The organism is Enterobacter sp. Sphag1F, assembly GCF_014193275.1.
GTDB classification, from domain to species: Bacteria; Pseudomonadota; Gammaproteobacteria; order Enterobacterales; family Enterobacteriaceae; genus Pantoea; species Pantoea symbiotica.
Window position 1 is genome coordinate 114,136 of sequence record NZ_JACHZD010000005.1, and the last position, 23,732, is coordinate 137,867.

12 protein-coding genes are annotated in these 23,732 nt (G+C 55.6%); 7 read left to right on the forward strand and 5 right to left on the reverse strand.

The genetic code is table 11. The annotated features are described in order from the left end of the window. The first annotated feature begins 2 nt into the window (after window positions 1–2). Entirely contained in the window at window positions 3–1,148 is a 1,146-nt protein-coding gene (locus tag FHW71_RS16630) for an efflux RND transporter periplasmic adaptor subunit (protein WP_179452513.1), read from the forward strand. After that, on the forward strand, window positions 1,145–4,210 hold the full coding sequence (locus tag FHW71_RS16635) for an efflux RND transporter permease subunit (protein WP_179452512.1): 3,066 nt from the start codon (window positions 1,145–1,147) through the stop codon (window positions 4,208–4,210). The genes FHW71_RS16630 and FHW71_RS16635 overlap by 4 nt, the downstream gene beginning before the upstream one ends. 36 nt (window positions 4,211–4,246) lie before the next feature. Here FHW71_RS16635 and FHW71_RS16640 read toward each other — a convergent pair whose 3' ends face one another. Then, window positions 4,247–6,946 (reverse strand): cation-transporting P-type ATPase, encoded by a 2,700-nt coding sequence (locus FHW71_RS16640; RefSeq protein WP_179452511.1) that lies wholly within the window; start codon window positions 6,944–6,946, stop codon window positions 4,247–4,249. A gap of 507 nt (window positions 6,947–7,453) precedes the next feature. On the opposite strand from FHW71_RS16640, the gene FHW71_RS16645 reads away from it, so the two are divergent. Together FHW71_RS16645 and FHW71_RS16650 are read left to right on the forward strand one after the other, a co-directional pair. After that, a complete protein-coding gene (locus tag FHW71_RS16645) occupies window positions 7,454–8,542 on the forward strand; it encodes an efflux RND transporter periplasmic adaptor subunit (protein WP_179452510.1) in 1,089 nt (362 codons plus the stop codon). After that, window positions 8,542–11,586: an efflux RND transporter permease subunit gene (locus FHW71_RS16650; RefSeq protein ID WP_179452509.1), complete on the forward strand. Its 3,045-nt coding sequence runs from the start codon at window positions 8,542–8,544 to the stop codon at window positions 11,584–11,586. The genes FHW71_RS16645 and FHW71_RS16650 overlap by 1 nt, the downstream gene beginning before the upstream one ends. Before the next feature lie 74 nt (window positions 11,587–11,660). Here FHW71_RS16650 and FHW71_RS16655 read toward each other — a convergent pair whose 3' ends face one another. Next, window positions 11,661–12,701, reverse strand: coding sequence for an AI-2E family transporter (locus FHW71_RS16655; protein ID WP_154191602.1), 1,041 nt, complete (start codon window positions 12,699–12,701; stop codon window positions 11,661–11,663). Window positions 12,702–12,826: 125 nt separating this feature from the next. After that, a complete protein-coding gene (locus tag FHW71_RS16660; protein ID WP_061720401.1) occupies window positions 12,827–15,514 on the reverse strand; it encodes a cation-transporting P-type ATPase in 2,688 nt (895 codons plus the stop codon). Window positions 15,515–16,275: 761 nt separating this feature from the next. Between FHW71_RS16660 and FHW71_RS16665 the strand changes: the two genes are divergently transcribed. Genes FHW71_RS16665 through FHW71_RS16675 form a run of 3 tightly spaced genes read left to right on the forward strand, consistent with a single transcriptional unit; the run spans window position 16,276 to window position 21,385 of the window. Beyond that, the gene (locus tag FHW71_RS16665; protein WP_179452508.1) at window positions 16,276–17,361 is read left to right on the forward strand and encodes an efflux RND transporter periplasmic adaptor subunit; all 1,086 of its coding nucleotides are present in this window, start codon (window positions 16,276–16,278) and stop codon (window positions 17,359–17,361) included. Beyond that, complete coding sequence (locus tag FHW71_RS16670; RefSeq protein WP_179452507.1) at window positions 17,361–20,423, forward strand: efflux RND transporter permease subunit; 3,063 nt, start codon at window positions 17,361–17,363, stop codon at window positions 20,421–20,423. The genes FHW71_RS16665 and FHW71_RS16670 overlap by 1 nt, the downstream gene beginning before the upstream one ends. Continuing rightward, window positions 20,420–21,385 (forward strand): acyltransferase family protein, encoded by a 966-nt coding sequence (locus tag FHW71_RS16675; RefSeq protein WP_061720398.1) that lies wholly within the window; start codon window positions 20,420–20,422, stop codon window positions 21,383–21,385. The genes FHW71_RS16670 and FHW71_RS16675 overlap by 4 nt, the downstream gene beginning before the upstream one ends. Here the strand turns inward: FHW71_RS16675 and FHW71_RS16680 are convergent. Beyond that, entirely contained in the window at window positions 21,372–22,889 is a 1,518-nt protein-coding gene (locus FHW71_RS16680; RefSeq protein WP_179452506.1) for an alpha/beta hydrolase, read from the reverse strand. The genes FHW71_RS16675 and FHW71_RS16680 overlap by 14 nt on opposite strands. After that, window positions 22,879–23,436, reverse strand: coding sequence for a lipid IV(A) palmitoyltransferase PagP (gene pagP / locus FHW71_RS16685; RefSeq protein WP_179452505.1), 558 nt, complete (start codon window positions 23,434–23,436; stop codon window positions 22,879–22,881). The genes FHW71_RS16680 and pagP overlap by 11 nt, the downstream gene beginning before the upstream one ends. Window positions 23,437–23,732 lie beyond the last annotated feature (296 nt).

Genomic DNA, 23,732 nt, shown 5'->3' on the forward strand with positions numbered 1-23,732 from the left:
CCATGACAGACTCTTTCACCGGCCTGGTCAAACAGGCCGCCGATCATCTTATCGATGCACCACGCTTAATAGCGTTGCTGCCGTTGTTGCCCTGCATGGTGGTCATCGCCTTGTCGCTCACCGCCTGCGGGCCACGCGATCCCTTACCCCCTGCGCCTCCCCGTCCGGTAAAATTCATCATCGTGAAGCCCGCCACGCAAGGGAGGCAGGTGCAGATGACCGGCGATATTCACGCCCATGACGAAACATCGCTGGGTTTCAGGCTGGATGGGCGGATTCTGGCGCGATCTGCCGAAGTGGGCGACCGCGTCAACGCTGGTCAGGTGCTGGCCACATTAGAAAGCAGCACGACCAAAAACGCGTTACAGAGTGCGATGGCTGACACCGACAGCGCACGGGCAACGGAACGCGTCGCGGCGCTGAATCTGCACCGCATGAAACAGTTGATGCCTTCCGGCGCGATTGCGCGGGCGCAACTCGACAGCGCGCAATCAGAATGGCAATCCGCCGCAGCGCGCCTGCAAAGCAGCGAAGCCACACTTAATAACGCGAAAGAAAATCTGCGCTGGACGCAGCTAACGGCCCCTTCCAGCGGTGTGATCACCGCCGTCAGCGCATCTGCCGGACAGGTAGTGAGCGCCGGTCAAACGGTGATGTCGCTGGCAAGCGGTGCACAGCGGGATGTGGTTCTCGACGTGCCCTTCCCGGCAGCATTTTCCTCGCTCCCCGGCGACGCCTTTCTCGTAACTCTGCTCTCTTCACCGGCGATCACCGCGCAGGCGCATCTGCGCGATATCAGCCCGCAGGCTGATCCACAGACGCGCACCTGGCGGGTTCGATTAACGTTGGACGATCCGCCGCCAGCGATGCTGCTGGGCGCAAGCGTCAGCGTTGCGCTGCCAGAAAGCGATCCGCGAACCTTCATCCTTCCTGCATCCGTGCTCACTCGACTGGCAGGCAAGCCGGCGGTGTTTGTGCTGGATGCGCAGCGCGGCAAGGTAACGCGCCGCATAGTGGTGATTTCCCGCTTCACCGTCAGTGAAGTCTATATCGCGAGTGGTCTCACAGCAGGCGAAAGCGTGGTCACGGCAGGCGTGAGCACATTGCGCGATGGCGAAGCGGTTTCGCTGGGAGATGAGCAGCCATGAATGAACATTCAGCTCGCGCTAAATTCAACCTTTCCGCCTGGGCGCTAACTCATCAACAGCTGATGGCTTTTCTGATGCTGATGATCATTGGCGCGGGCGTGCTCAGCTATCAGGCGCTGCCGCGTAACGAAGATCCTGCTTTTACTATCAAAACCGCCGTGGTCTCGGCGCAGTGGCCCGGCGCCGATCTCAACGATACGGTGCAACTATTGACTGAGCCGCTGGAGAAGAAGCTGCAGGAAGTGCCGTATCTGGATTACGTGCAGAGCGAAACACATCCCGGCAAAACCGTTATCTTTGTGAATCTGCGCGATAGCACGCCGCCCGCCAAAGTGCAGGACATCTGGTATCAGGTGCGCAAGAAAATGCAGGATGTCAGCAGCACGCTGCCTGCAGGCGTTGCGGGCCCGGCGGTCAATGACGATTTTGACGATACCTTTGGCACGATTTACGGTTTTACCGCTGAAGGATTCAGTGCACGTGAATTGCGCGATCGCGTCGAATCCATTCGCGATCGGCTGATGAGCGTGCCAGACATCGGCAAAATTGCGTTGCTCGGTGTGCAGGAGGAGCAGATTGTTGCCAGCTTTTCTCCGCGCAAACTCGCAGGTCTGGGCCTGAGCCTGCAGCAGGTCACCGATGCCTTGCAGGCACAGAATGCCTTATCACCCGCAGGCGTCATTCGCACCGACAGCGATAACATCTCGCTGCGCGTCAGCGGTGCCTTCAACTCGGAACAAAGCCTGCGCGCCGTTACGCTGCATATCAACGATCGCTACATTCCCCTGACCGATATTGTCACGCTGTCGCGTGTTGCAGCGGAACCGCCAACGCCGCTTTATCGCGTCAACGGTAAGCCCGCGATTGGGCTGGCGATCTCCATGTCGCCGACCGGCAATATGCTGGACTTTGGCAACGCGTTGACGGCTAAGATATCGCAAATTGCCCGCCAATTGCCGCACGGCATTGAGGTTACAAAAGTGGCCGATCAGTCGCGAGTGGTCAGCAATGCGGTCAGCGGATTTGTGCGGGTTCTCGGCGAAGCTATCGTTATTGTGCTGGCCGTCTCTTTCGTGTCGCTCGGGCTGCGCGCCGGTTTAGTGGTGGCAGCGGCAATTCCATTAGTGCTGGCGATGACGTTTACCGGCATGATGCTGGCGGGCATTGGGCTGCAACGTATTTCCCTTGGCGCGCTGATCATTGCGCTGGGCTTGTTGGTTGATGACGCGATGATCGCGGTGGAAACCATGGTCGCTAGACTTGAAGCCGGTGATTCCCGCTGGCGCGCCGCCACGGTGGCCTTTGAAACCACCGCATTTCCGATGCTAACCGGTACGCTGGTGATGATTGCCGGTTTCATTCCCGTTGGCTTCGCTGCATCAGGCGCGGGAGAATATTGCTACTCGCTGTTTGTGGTAGTGCTGATCTCGCTACTCAGTTCCTGGGTTGTCGCGGTGCTGTTCTCTCCGTTGACCGGCAGTTGGATTTTGTCATCAAGGCCAGGTAAATCGCACGCCAAACCCGGTTTATTGCTGCGTTTCTATCGCCATCTGATTTCACAGGTCCTGCGCCATCGAGGTTTCACGCTCGGTCTGGCGGGTGCTTCGCTGATGGTCGCCATCTGGGGCATGAGCCATATGCAGGGCGAGTTTTTCCCCGCCTCCGACCGCCCGGAGCTGCTGGTCAGCCTCACGCTGCCCGCAAACGCATCGCAGGCGCGCACGCTAAGTGTGGTGGAACAGCTCGAAGCGAAACTCAGCGGCAACGCGAACATTGACCATTTATCCTCCTACAGCGGCAGCGGCGCCGTGCGTTTTTATCTACCGATGGACGTGCTGAACGATGATGAAAACATCGCCCAGCTGGTAGTGGTAGCCAAAAATCTGGCGGCGAGAGATCGGTTGAAAGCCCAACTCGACCGCCTGCTGGCAGGTGAATTCAGCGATGTGGTGACGCGCGTATCGCCGCTGGAACTGGGTCCGCCGGTTGGCTGGCCGATCCGCTATCGCATCAGCGGGCCGCATTACGATGTGGTGAAACAGTATGCAGAAAAGCTGGCCGGCATCCTCGGGCAATCCCGCGCGACGCGCAGTGTAAACCTGACGGCGGGCGAGGCCGAACGCGTCATCACCTTTGCGGTGAACCAGACCGCAGCCCGCGCGGCTGGCGTCTCTTCACAGGATATCGCGCAGCTGCTGAACCGCGTGTGGTCCGGTCAAAGCGTGACTACCGTGAGAGATCATAACCGGCTGGTTGATGTGGTGTTGCGCGCCAACGATGCTGACCGGCTGGATTTGAGTAGCCTCGCTGCGCTCAAACTGACCACCGCGGCAGGCACGAAGATCGCCATCGGCCAGGTGGCGACGCTGCAGTGGGGATTGCAGGATCCGGTGATGTGGCGTCGACAGGGTTTTCCCTATGTGGTGGTACAAACGGATGTGGCAGCAGGCATGCAGGCGGAAGCCACATCCGCGCAGCTTAGTACGGCTGTTCAGCAGCTGCGCGTTAAATTAGCGCCGGGTTACACCCTTGATGAAGAGGGCACGGTTGCCGAATCGGATAAAGGTAACGGTTCAGTGTTTGCCGTATTACCGGTGACGTTGTTTGTCATGTTGATTCTGCTGATGGTGCAGCTGCAACGAATATCGCGCATGTTGCTGGCATTGGCGATGGCGCCCTTTGGACTGCCTGGCATTGTTCTGGCGATGCTGCCCAGCGGTACGCCGATGGGATTTGTCGCCCTGCTCGGGATGATTGCGCTGGCCGGCATGATCATCCGCAACGCCGTTATCCTGATCATGGAAGCCGATAGCAATCTGCGTGCTGGCATGTCGCGCAACGATGCGGTAAGCAAAGCGGCAGAGCATCGTGCCCGCCCGATTCTTCTCACCGCATGCGCCGCGATTTTAGGCATGATTCCAATTTCTCATCAGGTGTTTTGGGGGCCGATGGCCTACGCCATCATTGGTGGGTTACTGGTGGGAACAATGATGACGCTGACGGTGTTGCCCGCTGCGCTCAGTTTGGTGATGCAGCGTGAATCAACGTCTTCAGCTAAATGACAAAGTGTTGGCTGGCATTGCGCCAGCCAACATGACTTAACGTGCCAGACGCCAGCCGCGTGTCAGGCGCTTTTCTATCTCCACCAGCACAAAGATCCCCACACTCACCGCCAGCGAAATCAGCCAGTATTTAAACGGCAGCGGCGCGGTGCCAAACAGCGTGTTCATCAATGGTACATAGATAATCATCGCCTGCAGCGCGATAAGCACCACGGTGACCAGCCAGATTCCACGGTTTTTCAGTAAGCCGGCATCCAGCGAGAATCCATTACTGTTGCGGCAGTTCAGCATGTAAACCCACTGCGCGGTTACCAGCATCTGCAGCAGCACGGTACGGATGAACTCCGGCGTATAGCCGCGCGGCTGAAGCCAGGCTTCCAGCACGAAGGCGCTAATCGAAATCAGCAGGCCGACGAAAATCACGCGCCAGATGGCGTAACCATCCATCACCGGGCTGCGTGCGTTACGCGGCGGACGGCGCATGATGTTGCGCTCTGCCGGTTCGAATGCCAGACCAAACGACAGCGTTGCCGAGGTCGCCATGTTCATCCACAGAATCTGCACCGGCGTTAGCGGCAGCAGGTTGCCCATCAAAATCGCAATGATGATCAGCAATCCCTGCGCCAGGTTAGTCGGCATGATAAACAGAATGGTTTTCTTCAGGTTATCGTAGACGCGTCGGCCCTCTTTTACCGCTGCCGCGATGGTGGCGAAGTTGTCATCGGCGAGGATCATATCCGCCGCCTCTTTAGTCACTTCGGTGCCTTTGATGCCCATCGCGATACCGACATTGGCCTGCTTCAGCGCAGGCGCATCATTGACGCCATCACCGGTCATACCGACGATCTCACCGCTGCTCTCCAGCGCTTTCACCAGACGCAGCTTATGCTCGGGGCTGGTACGGGCAAAGATGTCATACTCACGCGCCGCCACGCCCAACTCGGCATCATCCATGTGCTCCAACTGATAGCCGGTAATCGCAGAATCGCTGTTACCAATGCCCAGCATCTGGCCAATCGCCATCGCGGTTTCTGGGTGGTCGCCGGTGATCATCTTCACGCGAATTCCTGCCTGCTGGCAGTCGCGAATCGCGGTGATAGCTTCCGGACGCGGCGGATCCATCATGCAGGCCAGGCCCAGCATCTTCATGCCGTTGCGTAAATCGTCGTGATCGATATGATGCTGCGCTTCCGGCAGCCAGCGCCACGCGGCGGCAACAGTGCGCAACCCTTCGCTGGCGTACGTGGTGATCGCCGCTTCCCAGTAGCCGCGATCTATCACTTCCGCTTCAGTTGCGCCCTGCTGCTGCTGACACAGCGACAGCAACACATCGGGCGCGCCGGTCATCAGCAGGCACGGTTTGCCATCAATCAGGCAGCTCACCGCCATGTATTTGTAGGCCGAATCGAACGGCAACTTGCTCAGAATCTGCACCTTGTCACTCTGAATGCCCGCCTTGGCAGCCAGCACTTTCAACGCGCCTTCGGTTGGTCCACCAACAATGCCCCAGTTGCCGTTGACGTCCTGACGCAGCTGGCTTTCATTACAGATATCCACCACCTGCAAGAAGCCCTGCATCAGCGCATCGCTCCGCTGACCCGCTTCAAGGGTAAACTCGCCTTTGGGTTCATAACTGTTGCCGCTGATGCGCCACTGGCTGTTTGCCAGCACCACCGCTTTCACCGTCATCTCGTTCATGGTCAGCGTGCCGGTTTTATCCGAGCAGATCACCGTCATGGCACCAAGCGTTTCGACCGTCGGCAACTTACGAATGATGGCGTGATTACGCGCCATTGACTGCACGCCAAGCGACAGAATGATCGAGATAATCGCCGGTAAACCTTCCGGCACCGCCGCCACCGCGAGGCTGATCACCGACAGCAGCAGCTCCGTCACCGCGATGTCGCGCAGCAGATAACCAAACACGAACAGCGCAAACATCATCAGCATGATGATGCCGAAAATGGCTTTGCCGAGTTTGTCGATCTGAACCAGCAGCGGGGTTTTCGCCTCTTCAATCGAGGAGATCATCGCATTGATGTGGCCCAGCTCAGTATCGCCGCCGGTAGCAATCACCACGCCCAGCGCGGTACCCGAACTGACGGTGGTGCCGGAATAGGCCAGATTCAGGCGATCGCCAAGCGCTTTTTCGCCTTCAAGCGCCACGGTGTTTTTTGAAACCACCGTTGATTCGCCGGTCAGTATTGCCTCTTCGACGCGCAGGTTGTGCACCTCGAACAGACGCAAATCCGCCGGGATCTTATCGCCTGGGCGCAACATCACCACATCGCCCACCACCAGATCCTGCGTGGCGACGGTGATCTGCTGGCCGTCGCGCAGCACCATGGCATCGCTCGACATCATGTTCTGGATGCTTTTTAGCGACTTTTCGGCGTTGCTCTCCTGAATGAAGCCAATCATGGCGTTAATCACCGCCACGCCGAGAATCACAAAGGTATCCACCCAGTGGCCCATTACCGCCGTGATCACCGCCGCAGCCAGCAGGATATAAATCAGCACATCTTTGAAATGCGCCAGAAAACGCATCAGCAATGATTTTTCCGCTTTCTGCGGCAGCACGTTCGGCCCGTTGGCGTCGAGTCGTTGCTGGGCATCGGTGGTGCTCAACCCCGCTGGTGAGCTGTTTATTGCGTTAAATACCGCGGCGTTATCCTGCTGATAATAGGGCCGCGCGGATGCCTCCGGACGTTTTGGCTGAATAGGAATAACAGTCATAATTAACCCCGTGCTATTGAATTGAAAATAAAAAAGCGTGCGAAAATAAAAAACACATTTTAATTATATTTTCCCGACGCATACTGACCGTGGTCATGTTTTTACCGATTCAGAAGTGTGATGCTAATAGTGATAGCACTGATTGCGTAGCGTTATTATTTAAATGCAAATAGAAAGAGTGCGTAACGCATATTAATTTTAATTTCATCTCGGAATCTATTATTCATGAGGAGAATTATTATGAATAAAATACATAACCTGACAATACCGATGATTATTTCCTTTATTATCATTGCAGTATCATCAGCTACCGCCATCGGTTTACTCTCTTACCATGTGGTTTCGCGCATGGTGGCATAATTGATTTCGCCATACACAGCTAAATTAAACCAAGGTTAAACACACAAAATTCATTTCCTCTAATGGCCCTTATTTTGCGAAGGGTCATTATTCACCTCTTCAACCAATGGCATATTCCCGCCCTTTCTCTCTTATTGAGGCTGGGGCATGAATAATTGGCCAGTACTGGGCGCACTTCTAATTTGTTTAGTTTTGATCGGTTGTGACAATAAAAGCGGTGACGAAATCAGCGCACCGCGCGTAATTAAAGCGTTAACGCTGACGGAAAATACCACAGAAAAAGTCAGGATATTCCCGGCGCGTATATCAGCGGGCGATTACACCGAACTGGCCTTTAAGCGTACCGGCCGGCTGGCGCAGTTGCAGGTGCGTGAAGGCAGCCATGTTAAGGCTGGTGAGGTAATTGGCCGACTGATCGATACCGATGCGCAGCTGCGGGTCAACGATCAGCAAAACAGATTCCTGCTGGCAGATCGCCAGTATCAACGCTTTAGCGCGCTGGCCACGCGCAGTGCGGTTTCGCAGGCAGATATGGATGTGCAAAAGGCGAACCGCGACTCCGCTGCCGTGGCGCTCAACATCGCCAAAGAGGAGCTGGATTATCACACCTTGCGCGCACCCTTTGATGGCATCGTCACCAGCGTAGCATCCCAAAATCATCAGGTGGTCGCCGCCGGACAAACGGTGGCGGTGATCAGCCGCAACGATGTGCTGGATGTGATTTTCAGCGTGCCGGAAAACCTGTTCACCAGCCTCGACGTGCAGAACCTGAGTTATCAGCCAGAGATCAGCCTGAATGCGCTGCCGGGCCGGACATTTCGCGCAGCATATAAAGAGCATCGCGCAGAAGCTGATGCCGCCACGCTAACCTGGCAAGTGGTGCTGACGATGCCGCGCCCGACGGATTTACCGCAGGTCAGCGGCTTGAGCGGCACGGTGAAAGTGCAGATGCATAACCTGCCCACTTCCGATGGCACGCCGCTGCTGCGCGTGCCAGCCAACGCGGTGTTTAACCCGGATCATAGCCTGCCGAATCAGCCTTACGTGTGGCTGGTGAGCGGTGAAGGCGATGCACTTAACGTCCAGCAGCAGCCGGTAGTGGTGGGAAAACTCAATGCGCAGGGCATCGAAATTCTCTCCGGCTTAAAAGTGGGCGATCGCATTGTGGTGGCGGGCGTCAGCGATCTGCGTGATGGTCAGGCGGTGCGCCTGTGGACACGCGAGCGAGGTCTGTGATGCGCCTGCTGGAACAGTTTCTCAAATACCCGATTCGCAGCTGGCTGGTGATCCTGCTGCTCGGCGTGGGTGGCATTTTTGCGCTGCTCAACATTGGCCGCCTGGAAGATCCGCTTTTCACCATCAAATCGGCGGTGATCGTGACGCACTATCCCGGCGCGTCGGCGCAGCAGGTGGAAGAGGAAGTCACGCTGCCGCTGGAGAACGCCTTGCAGCGTTTGCCATCGCTCGACAACGTCAGTTCGATCTCCAGCAACGGTTTATCGCAGATCACCGTTACGATTCACAGCCACTATCGCGCCGACGATTTGCCGCAGGTATGGGATGAACTGCGTCGCCGCGTTGACGATGCCACGCGCCAGTTTCCCCCCGGCGTCAGCGCGCCGCTGGTGAATGATGACTTTGGCGATGTCTACGGTTACTTCTTTACCCTTTCCGGCGAGCACTTCACCAACAGCGAGCTGCGCACCTATGCCGATCAGCTGCGGCGTGAGCTGAATCTGGTGCCTGGCGTGGCGAAAGTGGCAATTGCCGGTATCGAGCAGGAGCAGGTCAATATCACGCTCTCCGGCCAGAAGATGGCGGCGCTGGGTGTGACGCCGCAGCGCGTGGCCGCCCTGCTCAATAGCGTTAATGCCGTCTCCGATGCGGGCCAGATTCGCCTCGGCAATGAAGCGATTCGCTTCCATCCCACCGGCGAATTTCAGTCGCTGGACGAGATCGGCGCGCTGCCGATCTCTGCGCCCGGCAGCAGCCAGCAAGTGTTGCTGCGCGATATCGCCACGCTCAGCTATGGCGTGACCGATCAGCCGGGAAATCTCTATCACGCTAACGGCAACGCCGCGCTGGCGATGGGCGTTTCCTTTGCGCCTGGCGTCAACGTCATCGACGTTGGCGATGCGTTAAGTGCCAAAATTCAGCAACATCAGCAGGCCAAACCGCTCGGCATCGATCTGAAGGTGTTTTATAACCAGGCGCAGGAAGTGAAGCAGTCGGTGGATGGCTTCATCAATAACTTCCTGATGGCGCTGGCGATTGTGGTGGGAACGCTGCTGCTGTTTATGGGTGTCCGCAGCGGCATGGTGATCGCCGCCTCGCTGGCGCTCAATGTGCTGGGCACGCTGCTGATCATGTATCTGTTTAAGCTTGAGCTGCAGCGCGTGTCGCTGGGTGCGCTGATTATCTCACTTAGCATGCTGGTAGATAACGCCATCGTGGTGGTGGAAGGCATCAAAGTCGATCGCCAGCGCGGCAAACCGTTGCAACAGGCGATGATGCAGATGGTGAAACGCAGCGCGCTGCCGCTGCTCGGCGCCACGGTGATCGCCATCATTGCCTTCGCACCGATTGGTTTATCGCAGGATTCCACCGGCGAATACTGTAAATCGCTGTTCCAGGTGCTGCTGATTTCTCTGCTGCTGAGTTGGATCACCGCGCTGACGCTGACGCCGGTATTCGTGCAGTGGATGGATGGTGGTCAGGCGATCAGCAAGGACACCACGCAGCCGTATCAGGGCGTGGTATTCCGCCTGTATCGCCGTGTGCTCACCACGCTGCTGCGCTTCCGCATTACCACCTTGCTGCTGATGGCCGCGTGTCTGGCAACCTCGATCTATGGCTTCGGCTACGTGAAGCAGAACTTCTTCCCTGCCTCCAATACGCCGATTTTCTTCACCGATCTGTGGCTGCCGTATGGCACCGACATCAATTACACCGCGCAAACCGCGCGCGAGATTGAAGGCTGGATCAGCCAGCAGCCGGGCGTCACCAGCACCGTGACCACCATTGGTCAGGGCGCAATGCGGTTTACGCTGACCTACGACGCGACACGTCAGTACAGTAATTACGGACAGATTATGGTGCGCGTGCAGGACGCGAAGCAACTGGAAACGCTGGCGCAGCAGACCGAGCAGCACATCCGCGATCATTTCCCGCAGGTGACGGAGCGCATCAAACGCATCAATTTCGGCAGTGCCAGCGACAGCGCGATTGCGTTGCGCATAACCGGCCCCGATCCCATTACGCTGCGCCAGATTGCCAGCCAGATAGACGACATTTTCCTCGCCGAAGGCAGCGCGTTTCCGCCGCGTAATGACTGGCAGGCGCGCAGTAAAGTGATCCGTCCGCAGTATTCGCCACTGCGCGGTCAGGAGCTGGGCGTGGACAAGCGCGATATCGACCGAGCGCTGCGTATCAACTTCAGCGGCGATAGCGTCGGCTTGCTGCGCGAAGGCTCGCGGTTGATGCCGATCATGCTGCAAACCGCCGAGCAGGAGCGGCAGAATATCGATCACCTTGGCAATATTCAGGTGTGGAGTCAGGCGCAGCAGCGCTATGTGCCGCTGGCCAATCTGGTAAGTGATTTCCAGCTGGAATGGGAAGATCCGCTGATTATGCGTCGCGACCGCATGCGCGTATTAACGGTGCAAACCGATCCCGATCCCGCCAGCGGTCGCACCGCTGCAGAGATTGTGGCGCGCGTGCAGCCGGCAATCGAGAAACTGAACTTGCCCGCTGGCTATCATCTGGAATGGGGCGGCGAGCTGGAGAGTTCGCGTGATGCCCAGAGCGGCCTGCTCGGATCGCTGCCGTTAGGTTTCCTCGCGATGTTTGTGATTACCGTGCTGATGTTTAATTCACTGCGTGATGCGCTGGCAATCTGGATTACCGTGCCGCTGGCACTGATTGGCGTCACCTGCGGCTTCCTGCTCACCGGCATTCCGTTTGGTTTTATGGCGTTGATTGGTTTGCTGAGTTTGTCGGGGATGTTGATTCGTAACGGTATCGTGCTGGTTGAGGAAACGCGCCAGCTAGCGCGGCATCAGCCGTTGCAGCAAGCGATTCTTGATGCCGCAACCTCGCGTCTGCGCCCGATTCTGCTCACCGCCTTCACCACCGTGCTCGGCCTGCTACCGCTGCTGCGCGATGTGTTTTTCCAGAGCATGGCGGTCGTGATCATTTTCGGTTTAGGCTTCGCTACGGTGCTGACGCTGCTGGTGTTGCCGGTGCTGTATCAGAGTTTTTATCCAGGTAAGAAGGTTTGATGCTTTGGGGTATGTTGAGGTCGCCATAAATGGCGACCCTACAAAAGCGAGATCTGTGTTCGTAGGGTCGCCATTTATGGCGACCTTTTTGAAAAATGCTCTCCCTGCGTTTCATTCCCAGCGCTTGCCAGCAATATCTTTTTCAACATAAACGTCAGCGGAATCGCCAGAATTGCGCCAATGATGCCCAACAGCGACTGCCAGATAAGAAACGCTAGCAGTTGTGTAGTGAGCGCCATATTCAACCGCTTGCCCAATAATAAAGGCTCAATCACTGAACTCAGGATTAAATTCAGCGCCACAAAGAACAGCGCGACCACCAACGCGGTTTGGATATCGTACAGCATATAACTTTGCAGCACCGGCGGGATCGCCGCCATAAATGAACCCAGCACCGGAATATAGTTGAAGACAAACATCAATACGCCCCAGAAAAAGGCGAATTTCAGACCAAGAAGATGCGCGCCAGCCCAGACAATAATGCCGCCGACAATACTGGTCAGGGTTTTTACCTGGGCATAAACGATCACACTTTGCACGCCCTCTTCGAGCGCCACGTAATAGCGCTGATATTTCCCTTCGGCCTGTTTGCGTAACAGGGTTTTCAAATTTTTCATTTCATACAGCATGAAAAACAGCATCAGAAACACCATCAGCCACCAGGAAAGAATGCTCGGAATTTGCGTGAGGAAACCGGTGACAAAACGCACCACCGCACCTGCATCCACAAACGCCAGCATGTCGTTGGGCGTCAACACAATGCCCAGATGACTAAACGTCTGCGTCACCGGTTCGAAGCGTTCGGCCAGTAGCTGTGGTGCCTGGCGGCTCAGCTGGATTAAATCGGGGGTTAATACTGTGAGTTTGATAATGGTGAACACAATCACCAGTAACAGCAGCACAATCACCAGTAGGGATGACAGTAAACGCGGAACGCGTTTTCTTTCCAGCCGACTGATTAATGGGTCGAGCATTATCGCCAGAAACAGCGACAGCATCACCTGATTAATTAACGCTGATGCCAGATAAATACCGGTGAGAATTATGGTCAGCGTGGCGAGAATTAGCAATACGCGCAAAAGTCTTGACCATAAAGGAAACTCGTTCAATCCCATCATTAAGATCCTTCATCCTATACAAAATGTATTATAGAGAAAAACCTGTGCGCTGGGCCTTGTTTGAGGTCAAGTGACGAAAAACATTCAGGCCGTGATTATTCCGGCCTGAATGTCACGCGCTATTAATTGATTCTGAATCTCCGCGTTAATGGTTTTTCGATTTCGACAATTAAAAACATCACGAAGCCAATGATCAGAGTAATAATCCAGTAACGTAACGGTAGCGCGGTGGTACCAAACAGCAGCTGCATAAAGGGCGCGTAAATAATCAGCAATTGCAGGACCAGCAGCACGCCGCTAACAATCCAGATGCCTTTATTCATCAGCAAGCCTTTGCTGAGTGAGAAGCCGTCAGACACACGGCAGTTCAGCATATAGAACCACTGCGCCGTCACCAGCGTTTGTAATAACACGGTACGGATAAATTCCGGCGAATAGCCGCGCGGTTGCAGCCAGGCTTCCAGCACGAAGGCGCTGATGGCAATCATCGAACCAACAAAAATCACGCGCCAGATGGCGAAACCATCCATCACATGCAGTTTGGGATCGCGAGGCGGACGACGCATGATGTTGGGTTCACCTGCTTCAAACGCCAGGCCGAAAGAGAGCGTGGCGGAGGTAGCCATGTTCATCCACAGAATCAACACCGGCGTCAGTGGAATTAAGTTACCCGCCAGCAAGGCAATGATGATCAGCAAGCCCTGCGCGAGGTTGGTTGGCATGATGAACAAAATGGTCTTTTTCAGGTTGTCATACACTCGCCGCCCTTCCCGCACCGCGCTGGCAATGGTGGCGAAGTTATCGTCCGTCAGCACCATATCAGCCGCTTCTTTGGTCACTTCGGTGCCTTTGATCCCCATGGCGATACCAACATCGGCCTGCTTCAACGCAGGCGCATCGTTAACGCCATCGCCGGTCATCCCGACCACTTCTTTTTTGCTCTGTAGCGCCTGCACCAAACGGAACTTATCTTCCGGGCTGGTACGGGCAAAGATGTCGTAAGCCTGCGCCGCCTCGCCGAGTTGATGATCATCCATTACTTCCAATTCGCGTCCGGTAATGGCGGTGCTGGCGTTACCGATCCCTAGCATCTGCCCAATACTCATCGCAGTTTGCGGATGGTCGCCGGTGATCATTTTCACGCGAATCCCGGCTTGTAAGCAGTCGCCAATCGCGGTGATAGCTTCGGGTCGCGGTGGATCCATCATCCCGGCGATGCCGAGCAATATCATGCCCTGCTGCAGATCCTGATGCGTCAGTTCACTTTGCCCTGGCGTGGCCGGTTTCCAGGCCGCCGCCACCATGCGTAATCCCTCGCGCGCATACTCTTCAATTTTGGCTTCCCACCACGCCAGATCGATCGGTTGCAGCCCGGCTTCCGTTTGCTGCTGCTGACAATGTCTGAACAACACGTCCGGCGCGCCGGTCAGCAGCACGCACTCTTCATCGCCGATCAGATAGTGCGTCGACATGTATTTGTATTGCGAATCAAAGGGGATTTTATTGCGCAGTTCGGTGGTGACTGAAGGCAGATGTCCTTTGGCGGCCAGCACCTTGAGCGCACCTTCCGTTGGACCGCCGGTGATTTTCCACAGGCCGTTTTCATCTTTGATCAGCTGGCTGTCGTTACACAGATCGATGGTGCGCAGATAGCGCTCCAGTATCGAACCCTGCGCCACTTTCACCGGCACGGCGTCATCGGCTTTATGGATGGCGCCGACCGGTTCATAGCTGACGCCATCAACGCGGTAGATTTGATCGGCGGTGATAATCGCTTTCACCGTCATTTCATTCATGGTCAGCGTGCCGGTTTTATCCGAGCAGATCACCGTCATCGCGCCCAGCGTTTCCACGGTCGGCAGTTTGCGGATGATCGCCTGCTGCTTCGCCATGGTTTGCACACCAAGCGACAGAATGATCGAGATAATCGCCGGTAACCCCTCAGGAACCGATGCCACGGCGAGGCTGATCAGTGACAGCATCAGTTCAGAAACCGGCATATCGCGGAACAGCAAACTGAAGACAAACAGTGCGGCCATCATCGCTAGGATGATCAGGAAAATCGCTTTGCCGAGTTTATCCATCTGCACCAATAGCGGCGTGCGGTGCTTTTCGATGTCGGACATCATCTGGTTGATGTGGCCAAGTTCCGTGGCGCCGCCGGTGGCGATCACCAGCCCTTTACCGCCGCCCGAACTCACGGTGGTTCCTGAGAACAGCAGATTGGTGCGGTCGCCGAGCGGCAGCTCGCCGGTCAACGCGTCCGTGCCCTTCTCGACCACGGTGGATTCGCCGGTCAGAATCGCTTCTTCAACGCGCAGGTTATGCGCCTCAATCACGCGCAAATCCGCCGGAATGCGGTCACCGGCGCGGATCACCACCACATCACCCGGCACCAGCGCGGTGGTCGGCAGCGTTTCGTGATTTCCGCCGCGAATCACCACCGTTTCGCTGGAGAGCATATTGCGAATACTTTGCAGAGATTTTTCCGCGTTGCTCTCCTGAATATGTCCAATCAGGGCATTCACCACCGCGACACCAAGGATCACCAGCGTATCGACCCAGTGTCCCATTACGGCAGTCAGCAGCGCGGCGGCGAGCAGAACATAGATGAGAACATCGTTAAAGTGGGCGAGAAAACGCAGCCAAACCGGCTTGCCGGGTTTCTGTGGCAGAGCATTTTCCCCGTACTGTGTTAAGCGCGCCGCCGCTTCAGCACTACTGATTCCCTCGCTGGAACTTTGCGTACTGGCCAGCGTTTCATCGACAGAAAGTTGATAATAGGTACTTTCCGGTTTAGCAGTATTCATCGCTTTCTCCTCAAATCCTGTTTCGGAAATCAAGGCGGTGATATCCCGTGATTAACAAGTCGCCATTGAACGAAAAGATCAGACCTGACTTACTCAGCTGGAGAAGTGGTCCGTTTCAGATTGAAATATATGTAATTAATGACTGCTCAGCGGCAGTGGAGCAGCCGTATTATCTATACGAAATTGAAAGTATTTTGAAAAATGAACGCTATAAACGTAGCACAGGGATATTCAACACATTCATTTCTCAATAAAAGTCGCGAGGCGAAACCCATTTATCTCATCAGACTAATCCGATCACGGAGTATAATAAAAATATAGTGTGATAATTCATAAGGCTGGGCGTTTTTAAGCAATTAATGAGGTTACTTTGCGTAAGTATTTTATCCTGCTAATGCGGATTTTAATTCCTGATAATTGAAATTACATGAAGTTAAATATTGTTTATTTCGTCAAAAATATTACAAGCTATCTGCCTTTACTTTTTTTGACATCTGCGTCTATGCTCATCGATAACAAAAACATCCCGTTAATACTTCTCACCTTTTAAGGCGATGGCGCAGTTTTTCTGTGGTCATGGTTAATGGAGGCAACGATGTATGGTTATAGCCTGCTCCGTCTGAGTCTTTATGTTGTCATTGCAATCGTTACCTGCTCCGCCGTAGGACTATTCACTTACGCGGTTGTTTCTATGCTTGGTAATTAAATTATCCACTCAAAATAATGCCAACAATGGATTCGTTGTTGCTGAGGATAAAACAGTGACTCGTTATATTACGCTGGTTGCCATTGTTATATTTATAACAACTGGTTGCGATCAAAAAACACAGGAAGTCACGCCACCGCCGCGCATGGTTAAAGTCGTTGAGGTTATGGCTTCCGGCGAATCTCAACAACGCATCTTCCCGGCACGCATTGAGTCCGGCGATTCCACCGATTTGTCGTTTAAACGTGCTGGGCAGATTGAATCGCTGGATATTCGTCAGGGCAATCGCATTGAGCAGGGCCAGCTCATCGCCAGGTTAACGGCGCGTGAAGCACAGCAGCGCGTCAATGAACGCCAAACCGCCGCCACTCTCGCCCAACGGCAATTTGACCGCTTCCAGACGCTCTCCGGTCGTCAGGCGATTTCAAAGGCCGAAATGGACGTGCAGCGTGCCAACCGCGATGCGGCGAATGCTGCGCTACAAATTGCCCGTGAAGAGTTAAGCCAAATGACGCTGACTGCGCCGTTCACTGGCGTGGCCGCCGTCGTCAACGTTCGCAACCATCAGGTGGTCGCCGCCGGACAGACCATCGCCACGTTGACCCGCAACGACCTGCTCGACGTGGTGTTCAGCGTGCCGGAAAACCTGTTTACCGCGCTGGATATGCGCAATCTGAGCTATCGCCCGGTGGTGCGCATCAACTCGCTGCCGGACCGCGAATTCCAGGCCGATTACAAAGAGCACACCAACAGCAGTAACACCAACTCGCTGACCTGGCAGATCATTTTAACCATGCCGCGTCCGGACGATTTCCCGGCGGTGGGCGGCGTCAGTGGCACGGTGACGATTAACCTCGCCAATCTGCCCGCCAACATGAACCGCGAATCGCTGGTGGTGCCGGTGGAAGCGGTATTCAATCCCGATAACAGCCAGCGCAATGAACCGCATGTTTGGGTGGTGCAAGGCAGCGGCGATCAGCTGACGTTAGAGGATCGTAAAGTCAGCGTCGGTGAAGTGACGGATCGCGGCGTGGTGATCACCGCCGGGCTGCATGCCGGTGAGCGCGTGGTCGCCGCTGGCGTCAACGAGTTGCATGCTCAACAACCGGTTCGCATCTGGACGCGTGAGCGGGGGCTGTAATGGATATCTCCCGGCAGTTTATCGATAATCCGGTCCGCGTCTGGCTGGCGATTCTGTTACTGGGCGTCGGCGGCATTTTTGCTCTGCTCAATATTGGTCGTCTGGAAGATCCGGCGTTTACCATTAAAACGGCGGTGGTTGTCACCCACTATCCCGGCGCGTCTGCTCAGCAGGTGGAAGAGGAAGTCACTTTACCACTGGAAAATGCGCTGCAGCAGTTGCCTTATCTCGACAATGTCAGCTCCATCTCCTCCAACGGCCTGTCGCAGATTACAGTGAATATTGACTCGCGTTACCACTCCAACCAGTTGCCGCAAATCTGGGATGAACTGCGGCGCAGAGTCGGCGACGCAGCGCGCTTCTTTCCGCCCGGCGTGGCCGCACCGTTCGTTAACGATGATTTTGGCGATGTGTTTGGTTTCTTCTTCGCCATTTCGGGCGACAACTTCAGCAATCCGGAACTGGTGCAATACGCAGAACAGTTGCGTCGTGAACTGGTGCTGGTGCCGGGCGTCGGTAAAGTCACGCTGGGCGGCGTGATCCCGCAGCAAATTAATATTGATGTCTCCCTGACGATGATGGCCGCGCGCGGCATTTCGTTGCCGCAACTCGCCAGCGTGCTGAGCCGCCTCAACGTGGTCTCCAATGCGGGCGACATCAAAGCCGGCACGGAATCGATCCGTCTGCATCCGACCGGCGAGTTTCAGAACATCGAGGAGTTAAGCGATTTGCTGGTCAGCGCGCCGGGCGATCACGCCACCACCCGCTTGCGCGATATTGCTACGCTGTCGCGCGGGCTGAGTGAATCGCCCGCCAGCATTTACCACGCCAGCGGACGTCCAGCGGTCACCATGGGCATTTCGTTTATTCCCGGCGTGAATGTGATTGATGTCGGGCGCGCGCTGGAGGCCAAACTGCAGCAGATGTCTGCAGAAAAACCGGCGGGCATCCAGATCAACGTGTTCTACGATCAGGCAGCGGAGGTGGCGCACTCGGTTAACGGCTTTATTGCTAACTTCCTGATGGCGCTGGCGATTGTGGTTGGCGTATTGCTGATTTTTATGGGCGTGCGCAGCGGCATTATCATTGCGCTGTCGCTGGCGTTAAATGTGCTGGGCACGCTGCTGATCATGTATTTGTGCGGTATTGAGTTGCAGCGCATCTCGCTGGGTGCGCTGATTATTGCGCTTAGCATGCTGGTGGATAATGCGATTGTGATTGTGGAAGGCGTGCTGATTGCGCGTCAGCAAAATTCGCCGCTGATGACCACCATCAACTTTGTCATTCGCCGCACCGCCTTCCCGCTGCTGGGCGCGACCATTATCGCCATTCTGGCGTTTGCGCCGATTGGTCTATCGCAGGATTCCACCGGCGAATACTGTAAGTCGCTGTTCCAGGTATTGCTGATTTCCCTGCTGCTGAGCTGGTTCTCGGCGCTGACCATCACGCCGGTGCTGATCAAATGGTGGTTGTTTAAAGCGCAGGCACCGACCAAAGCGGCAACAGAGGTTTCACCTTACGGCGGCGGTTTTTATCGACTCTATCAGCGCATGCTCAAGGTGTTGCTCAGGCAAAAAACTGTCACGCTTGCGCTGATGGCAGTGCTACTGGCGCTGGCGATTTGGGGCTTTGGATCGGTACGGCAAAACTTTTTCCCTTCGGCCAATACGCCGATCTTCTTCGTCGATCTCTGGCTGCCGTACGGCACCGACATCAACGCCACTGAGCAGATGGCTAGCGACATTGAAAAATCGATCACCGGGCAGCAAGGCGTGGTGTCCACCGTTACCACCATCGGCCAGGGCAGTATGCGCTTTATCCTCACCTACAACGGGCAGCGTCAGTACAGCAACTACGCGCAGATCATGGTGCGCATGGACGATCAGCGCAATATCGCCGCGCTGTCACACCGTATTGATGCCTACATTGCGCGCCAGTATCCGCAGGTCAACGCCAGCACTAAACGCGTGATGTTTGGCCCTTCGGGCGGCAGCGCAATTGAGGTGCGGATTAAAGGTCCCGATCCCGACATAATGCGCCTGATCGCCAGCCAGGTTGGCGACATCCTCACCGCCGATCCCGCCACTGACACCGTGCGCAATGACTGGCAAAACCGCAGCAAGGTGATTCGTCCGCAGTTCAATCTGGCGCTGGGCCGCGAACTGGGCGTCGACAAACAGGACGTGGATAACGCACTGGAGATGAATTTCACCGGCAGCCGCGTCGGGCTATACCGTGAAGGCGCTGACCTGCTGCCGGTGATCGTGCGGCCACCGGCCAGCGAAAGGCAGGACGCTAATCATCTCAATAACGTGCTGGTGTGGAGCCAGAGCCAGCAGCAGTACATCCCGCTCAGCAACGTGGTAAGCGGCTTTACGCTGCAATGGGAAGATCCGCTGATTCTGCGCCGCGATCGCAGCCGCGTGCTGACCGTGCAAACCGACCCGAATCCGCTCAGTAACGATACGTCCGGCGATATTGTGGCGCGCGTGAAGCCGCAGATTGAGCAAATACAACTTCCGCACGGCTACAGCATTGAATGGGGCGGCGATGCGGAGAGTTCCAGTGAAGCGCAGCAAGGCGTGTTTACCTCGCTGCCGCTGGGTTATCTGGTGATGTTCGTGATCACCGTGCTGATGTTTAGCTCGCTGAAAAATGCCGTCGCCATCTGGCTGACGGTGCCGCTGGCGCTGATTGGCGTGACGCCGGGCTTTTTGATCACCGGGATTCCGTTCGGCTTTATGGCGCTAATCGGCCTGCTGAGTCTCAGCGGCATGCTGATTCGTAATGGCATCGTGCTGGTCGAAGAGATTGAACAGCAGAAGCTGTTGAAGCCGCAGGCTGAAGCGATCATCTACGCCGCCACTTCACGTCTGCGCCCTATTCTGCTCACCGCCTTTACCACCGTGCTCGGGCTGGCACCGCTATTGCGTGATGTGTTCTTCCAGAGCATGGCGGTGGTGATCATGTTTGGCCTAGGCTTTGCCACGGTGCTGACGCTGCTGGTGCTGCCGGTGATTTACGCCTGCTTCCATCGTCAACAGGTGGCGACTGCATCATGAATGTGACCGGCCTCAACGTGATTAAAACGCTGGGATGTATGACGGCGGTGACGTTTTTTACCGTGTATAACACCTGGGATCGCTACGATTACGATTATCACTGGATTCTGGCGTTTCTGACCTTTATCTCCACCATCGCTACGCCGCTGTTTTTTGTCGTCGCCGGGATTATGGATGCCCGTTCCGAGCAGGATGTTAACTGGCAGATGGGCAAGATTCGTAATCTGGTGATCGTGTTTCTGTTCTGGATGACGGTCTATTATCTATGGGAACCCTATCAGCGCGGTTACCTGATTCAGCCGTGGTTCGTCTTTTCGTTCATTATCATCTATAGCTTTCACCCGCTAATGCTGTGGCTCAGCCAGCATCGGCGCGCATTTATTGGGCTGGTATTTGCGCTGTTAGCTTTTTCGTATGGCTATGATTTGCTGGCGGTGCTGCATCCGGACGATCCGCTGTTCCGGCTTGAGCCGCAATATCGGCTTTGGACCTGGCTGCTGTTTTATTTAACCGGCCAGCTGCTGTGCGATCCGCTGATTAATGACTGGATGGAGCGTAAAAAGGTGGCGCGCGGCGCGGTGATCGCCCTGCCCTTTATCTACCTGTTTACCTGGTTTTATGAGCAGCACTTCTTCTTTGCGCTATTTAAAGCCGATCGCAACGCCTTTATTCTCACCGGCTCGCAGATCTATCTGCTGGTGGTGGTGCTGGTAATCGCCGCCAGTCAGGTGCGCTTTCGCCGCAATGCGGTGGTCAAAGAGACCATTCTGGCGACCATCAGCAAAACCATGACCGGCGTTTATATCCTGCACTACTCGGTTTTTCATCTGCTCACCGCGCTGATTCCAATCACCTCGCTGGCCACCAAGCTAACGCTGATTGCCGTGACCTTCGCCGCTTCGGTGCTGCTCTCCAAATTGATCCTCGCCAGCGGCTGGCTGAAAAAAGTTATAACGCTTTAAAGCAAGTCGGCAGATTGGGCTGGCTGCTGCAATCAATGCGCCCCTTAATTTTCAGCATCATGTAATCAAAAAACGGATTGGAAGTGTTGCGCATCAGCGTATCCAACCCAACGATCAGGCTGGCGGTTTCACCGCGCAGCGAGATGGTACCGAAGCTAATGCCATAGCGATTCTTCTCCGTTGGCTCGCGGCCATACAGCGAATCGCTGAGCGGGAACGGCACGGCAATGTGCGATAACGAATAGGTATCCTGCGGCCAGGCTTCATGCATCGAACGCACTATCTCTTGCGTCTGATCCGCCGGGGTCATGCGGGCCACGGTTTGATAAGTGGTCGGTGATGCGTTGGTGATCACCGTTGAAGCGTAGCGACGCGGCGAAGGTGGCAACAAATCATTGACCGCTGAATAGAGCGCTGGCCTGAACAGCGCGCGTAAGTTAGCGGCCTGATTGACGTCGAACATCACCAGTTCACTGCCGTTATCCGGCAGATAGCGATAGAACGCATTGACTACCGCGCGGGTGCTGACGGTGGAATCCAGCACCGACTGGAAAGTCAGCACTGGCGGAAACGCCGTCATGCTGCCACCGCGAATCACATGCAGCAGCTGATCCTGCATCGCCTGAGTGAGCAGCCACGATTGACGCGCCGCGCGCACCGGAAACGAGTTGTATTTAAAGGGATTGTATTCCGGGATGATGCTCAGCCACGCCGCTTTGGCGAAGCCAGGAATGATGGCGGGCCAGCCAGCTAATCCGGCAAAACGCGCATAAGCGGTGACGCCAATCATCGGCGACAGCAATACCAACTGTTGCGGCTTACGCAGCGCGTTATTCTGCAGCGTATCGAGGCTGTATTTCACCGCCAGCGCGCCGCCGTTCGAGTATCCAACCAGATGCAAAGGCACCCTGGTCCCCGCCAGACGCGTCGCTTCCCGCACCGCTAGGCGGGTTGCCGCCATCCACATTTGCCAGTCAACTTTGGTGAGCGAACCGGGCGCCGTGCCGTGTCCAGGCAGGCGCGGCACTACCGCCACAAAACCCTTTTGCTGATACGCCTGCGCCAGATAGCGCATGCTGTAGGGCGAATCGGTTAATCCATGCAGCAGCACCACCGCGCCTTTCACTTCGCCCTCGGGTTCGAGGATATAAGAGCGGTTCCAGTCGGTATCAAATCGCGCCGGATAAACTGGGCTTTGCGCGTTGAAGCGATTGAGTGCCGTTCTCTCATCGTCACTGAGTTGATCGGTCACGTTGATTTTCATGTCGTGGAAAATGGCCGCTTCACGCGTCAGATAATCCGCAAAGCTGGCGCGATCGATCTCATCCACCGACATTTCATCCGCCGACCACGTATGCCAGCGATGCAGTGGCGGCCCCTGCTCGGATTGATAACCGCGGATCACCAGGAACATCACCAGCAAAACCAGCAAACCTAAAGCAATGCGCTTAAGGACTTTGCTGATGCGGTCTTTGTGCAACGCGTTGGCGGAATCAGAAGGCATAGCGTACCCAAGCGAACAGCACGTTACCGTTGTTGTACGTGCCAGGAATGTAGGTGAACTGCACGTTAAAACGTTTGTAACCGGCGGAGAACAGCGGCAAAACAATCGGCAGCGGCACGTAATTGGCGAAGTCATCGCGCGCGGTAATCCCGGCGGTTAGCCCAAGACCGAGACGGAAATCTTGCGACTGATCCAGATACCAGCCTTTCTCCCAGCCGTATCCGACAATAGGTTGCCATTTGTTATGGGAATCTTTAAACGCCATGGCATAGAGCGCGCTCCAGTTGCCATCTTCGTTAATACGAGAGACGCCAAACCCGCCGCCCCACGGCGTTTCATTGTAGTTATCGGTTTTTTCTTTATCGTAGGCGAAGCGGGCATGCCAGCTGATGAAAGGCAGATAGAGATCGTAATACTGCGGTTCCTGCCAGGTTTGTGAAACGTCCTGCTTGAGCCATTCCCAGCCATCGCTGAGCGAGTTGGCCGCCGAGGCGGGACAGACAAACAGGGCCAGAGTAAGCAACCAGGCCGCCTGAAGAGTTCGCATAATGTATGCCTCTGAAATTCACCGCCACGAAAAGGAGTGGAAAAGCTGATGTGCTCAAAAGGCAGATCAAGCCACTTAACCGGTTAGATTATAGTTGCTTGTTATTGCTATAGGAAATGACCTGGAAGGGCTAATGATGCATCGCACTTTTTTTAAACATGTCGGATGAGACTAAGAAGCCCGATATGGAGTTGTTAGTTTTTTATCAGAACGGTACCCACTTAATCGCCTAATGCTCGTCAGTTAAGTCTGTCGGTCACCATAAATGGCGACCCTACAAAGGACTGGCGCGTTTT

Excerpts from the sequence above, each read along its gene's own strand:
- FHW71_RS16630 (WP_179452513.1), top strand. The coding sequence starts at position 3 with ATGACAGACTCTTTCACCGGCCTGGTCAAACAGGCCGCCGATCATCTT.
- FHW71_RS16635 (WP_179452512.1), top strand. The coding sequence starts at position 1,145 with ATGAATGAACATTCAGCTCGCGCTAAATTCAACCTTTCCGCCTGGGCG.
- FHW71_RS16640 (WP_179452511.1), bottom strand. The coding sequence starts at position 6,946 with ATGACTGTTATTCCTATTCAGCCAAAACGTCCGGAGGCATCCGCGCGG.
- FHW71_RS16645 (WP_179452510.1), top strand. The coding sequence starts at position 7,454 with ATGAATAATTGGCCAGTACTGGGCGCACTTCTAATTTGTTTAGTTTTG.
- FHW71_RS16650 (WP_179452509.1), top strand. The coding sequence starts at position 8,542 with ATGCGCCTGCTGGAACAGTTTCTCAAATACCCGATTCGCAGCTGGCTG.
- FHW71_RS16655 (WP_154191602.1), bottom strand. The coding sequence starts at position 12,701 with ATGGGATTGAACGAGTTTCCTTTATGGTCAAGACTTTTGCGCGTATTG.
- FHW71_RS16660 (WP_061720401.1), bottom strand. The coding sequence starts at position 15,514 with ATGAATACTGCTAAACCGGAAAGTACCTATTATCAACTTTCTGTCGAT.
- FHW71_RS16670 (WP_179452507.1), top strand. The coding sequence starts at position 17,361 with ATGGATATCTCCCGGCAGTTTATCGATAATCCGGTCCGCGTCTGGCTG.
- FHW71_RS16675 (WP_061720398.1), top strand. The coding sequence starts at position 20,420 with ATGAATGTGACCGGCCTCAACGTGATTAAAACGCTGGGATGTATGACG.
- FHW71_RS16680 (WP_179452506.1), bottom strand. The coding sequence starts at position 22,889 with ATGCCTTCTGATTCCGCCAACGCGTTGCACAAAGACCGCATCAGCAAA.
- pagP (WP_179452505.1), bottom strand. The coding sequence starts at position 23,436 with ATGCGAACTCTTCAGGCGGCCTGGTTGCTTACTCTGGCCCTGTTTGTC.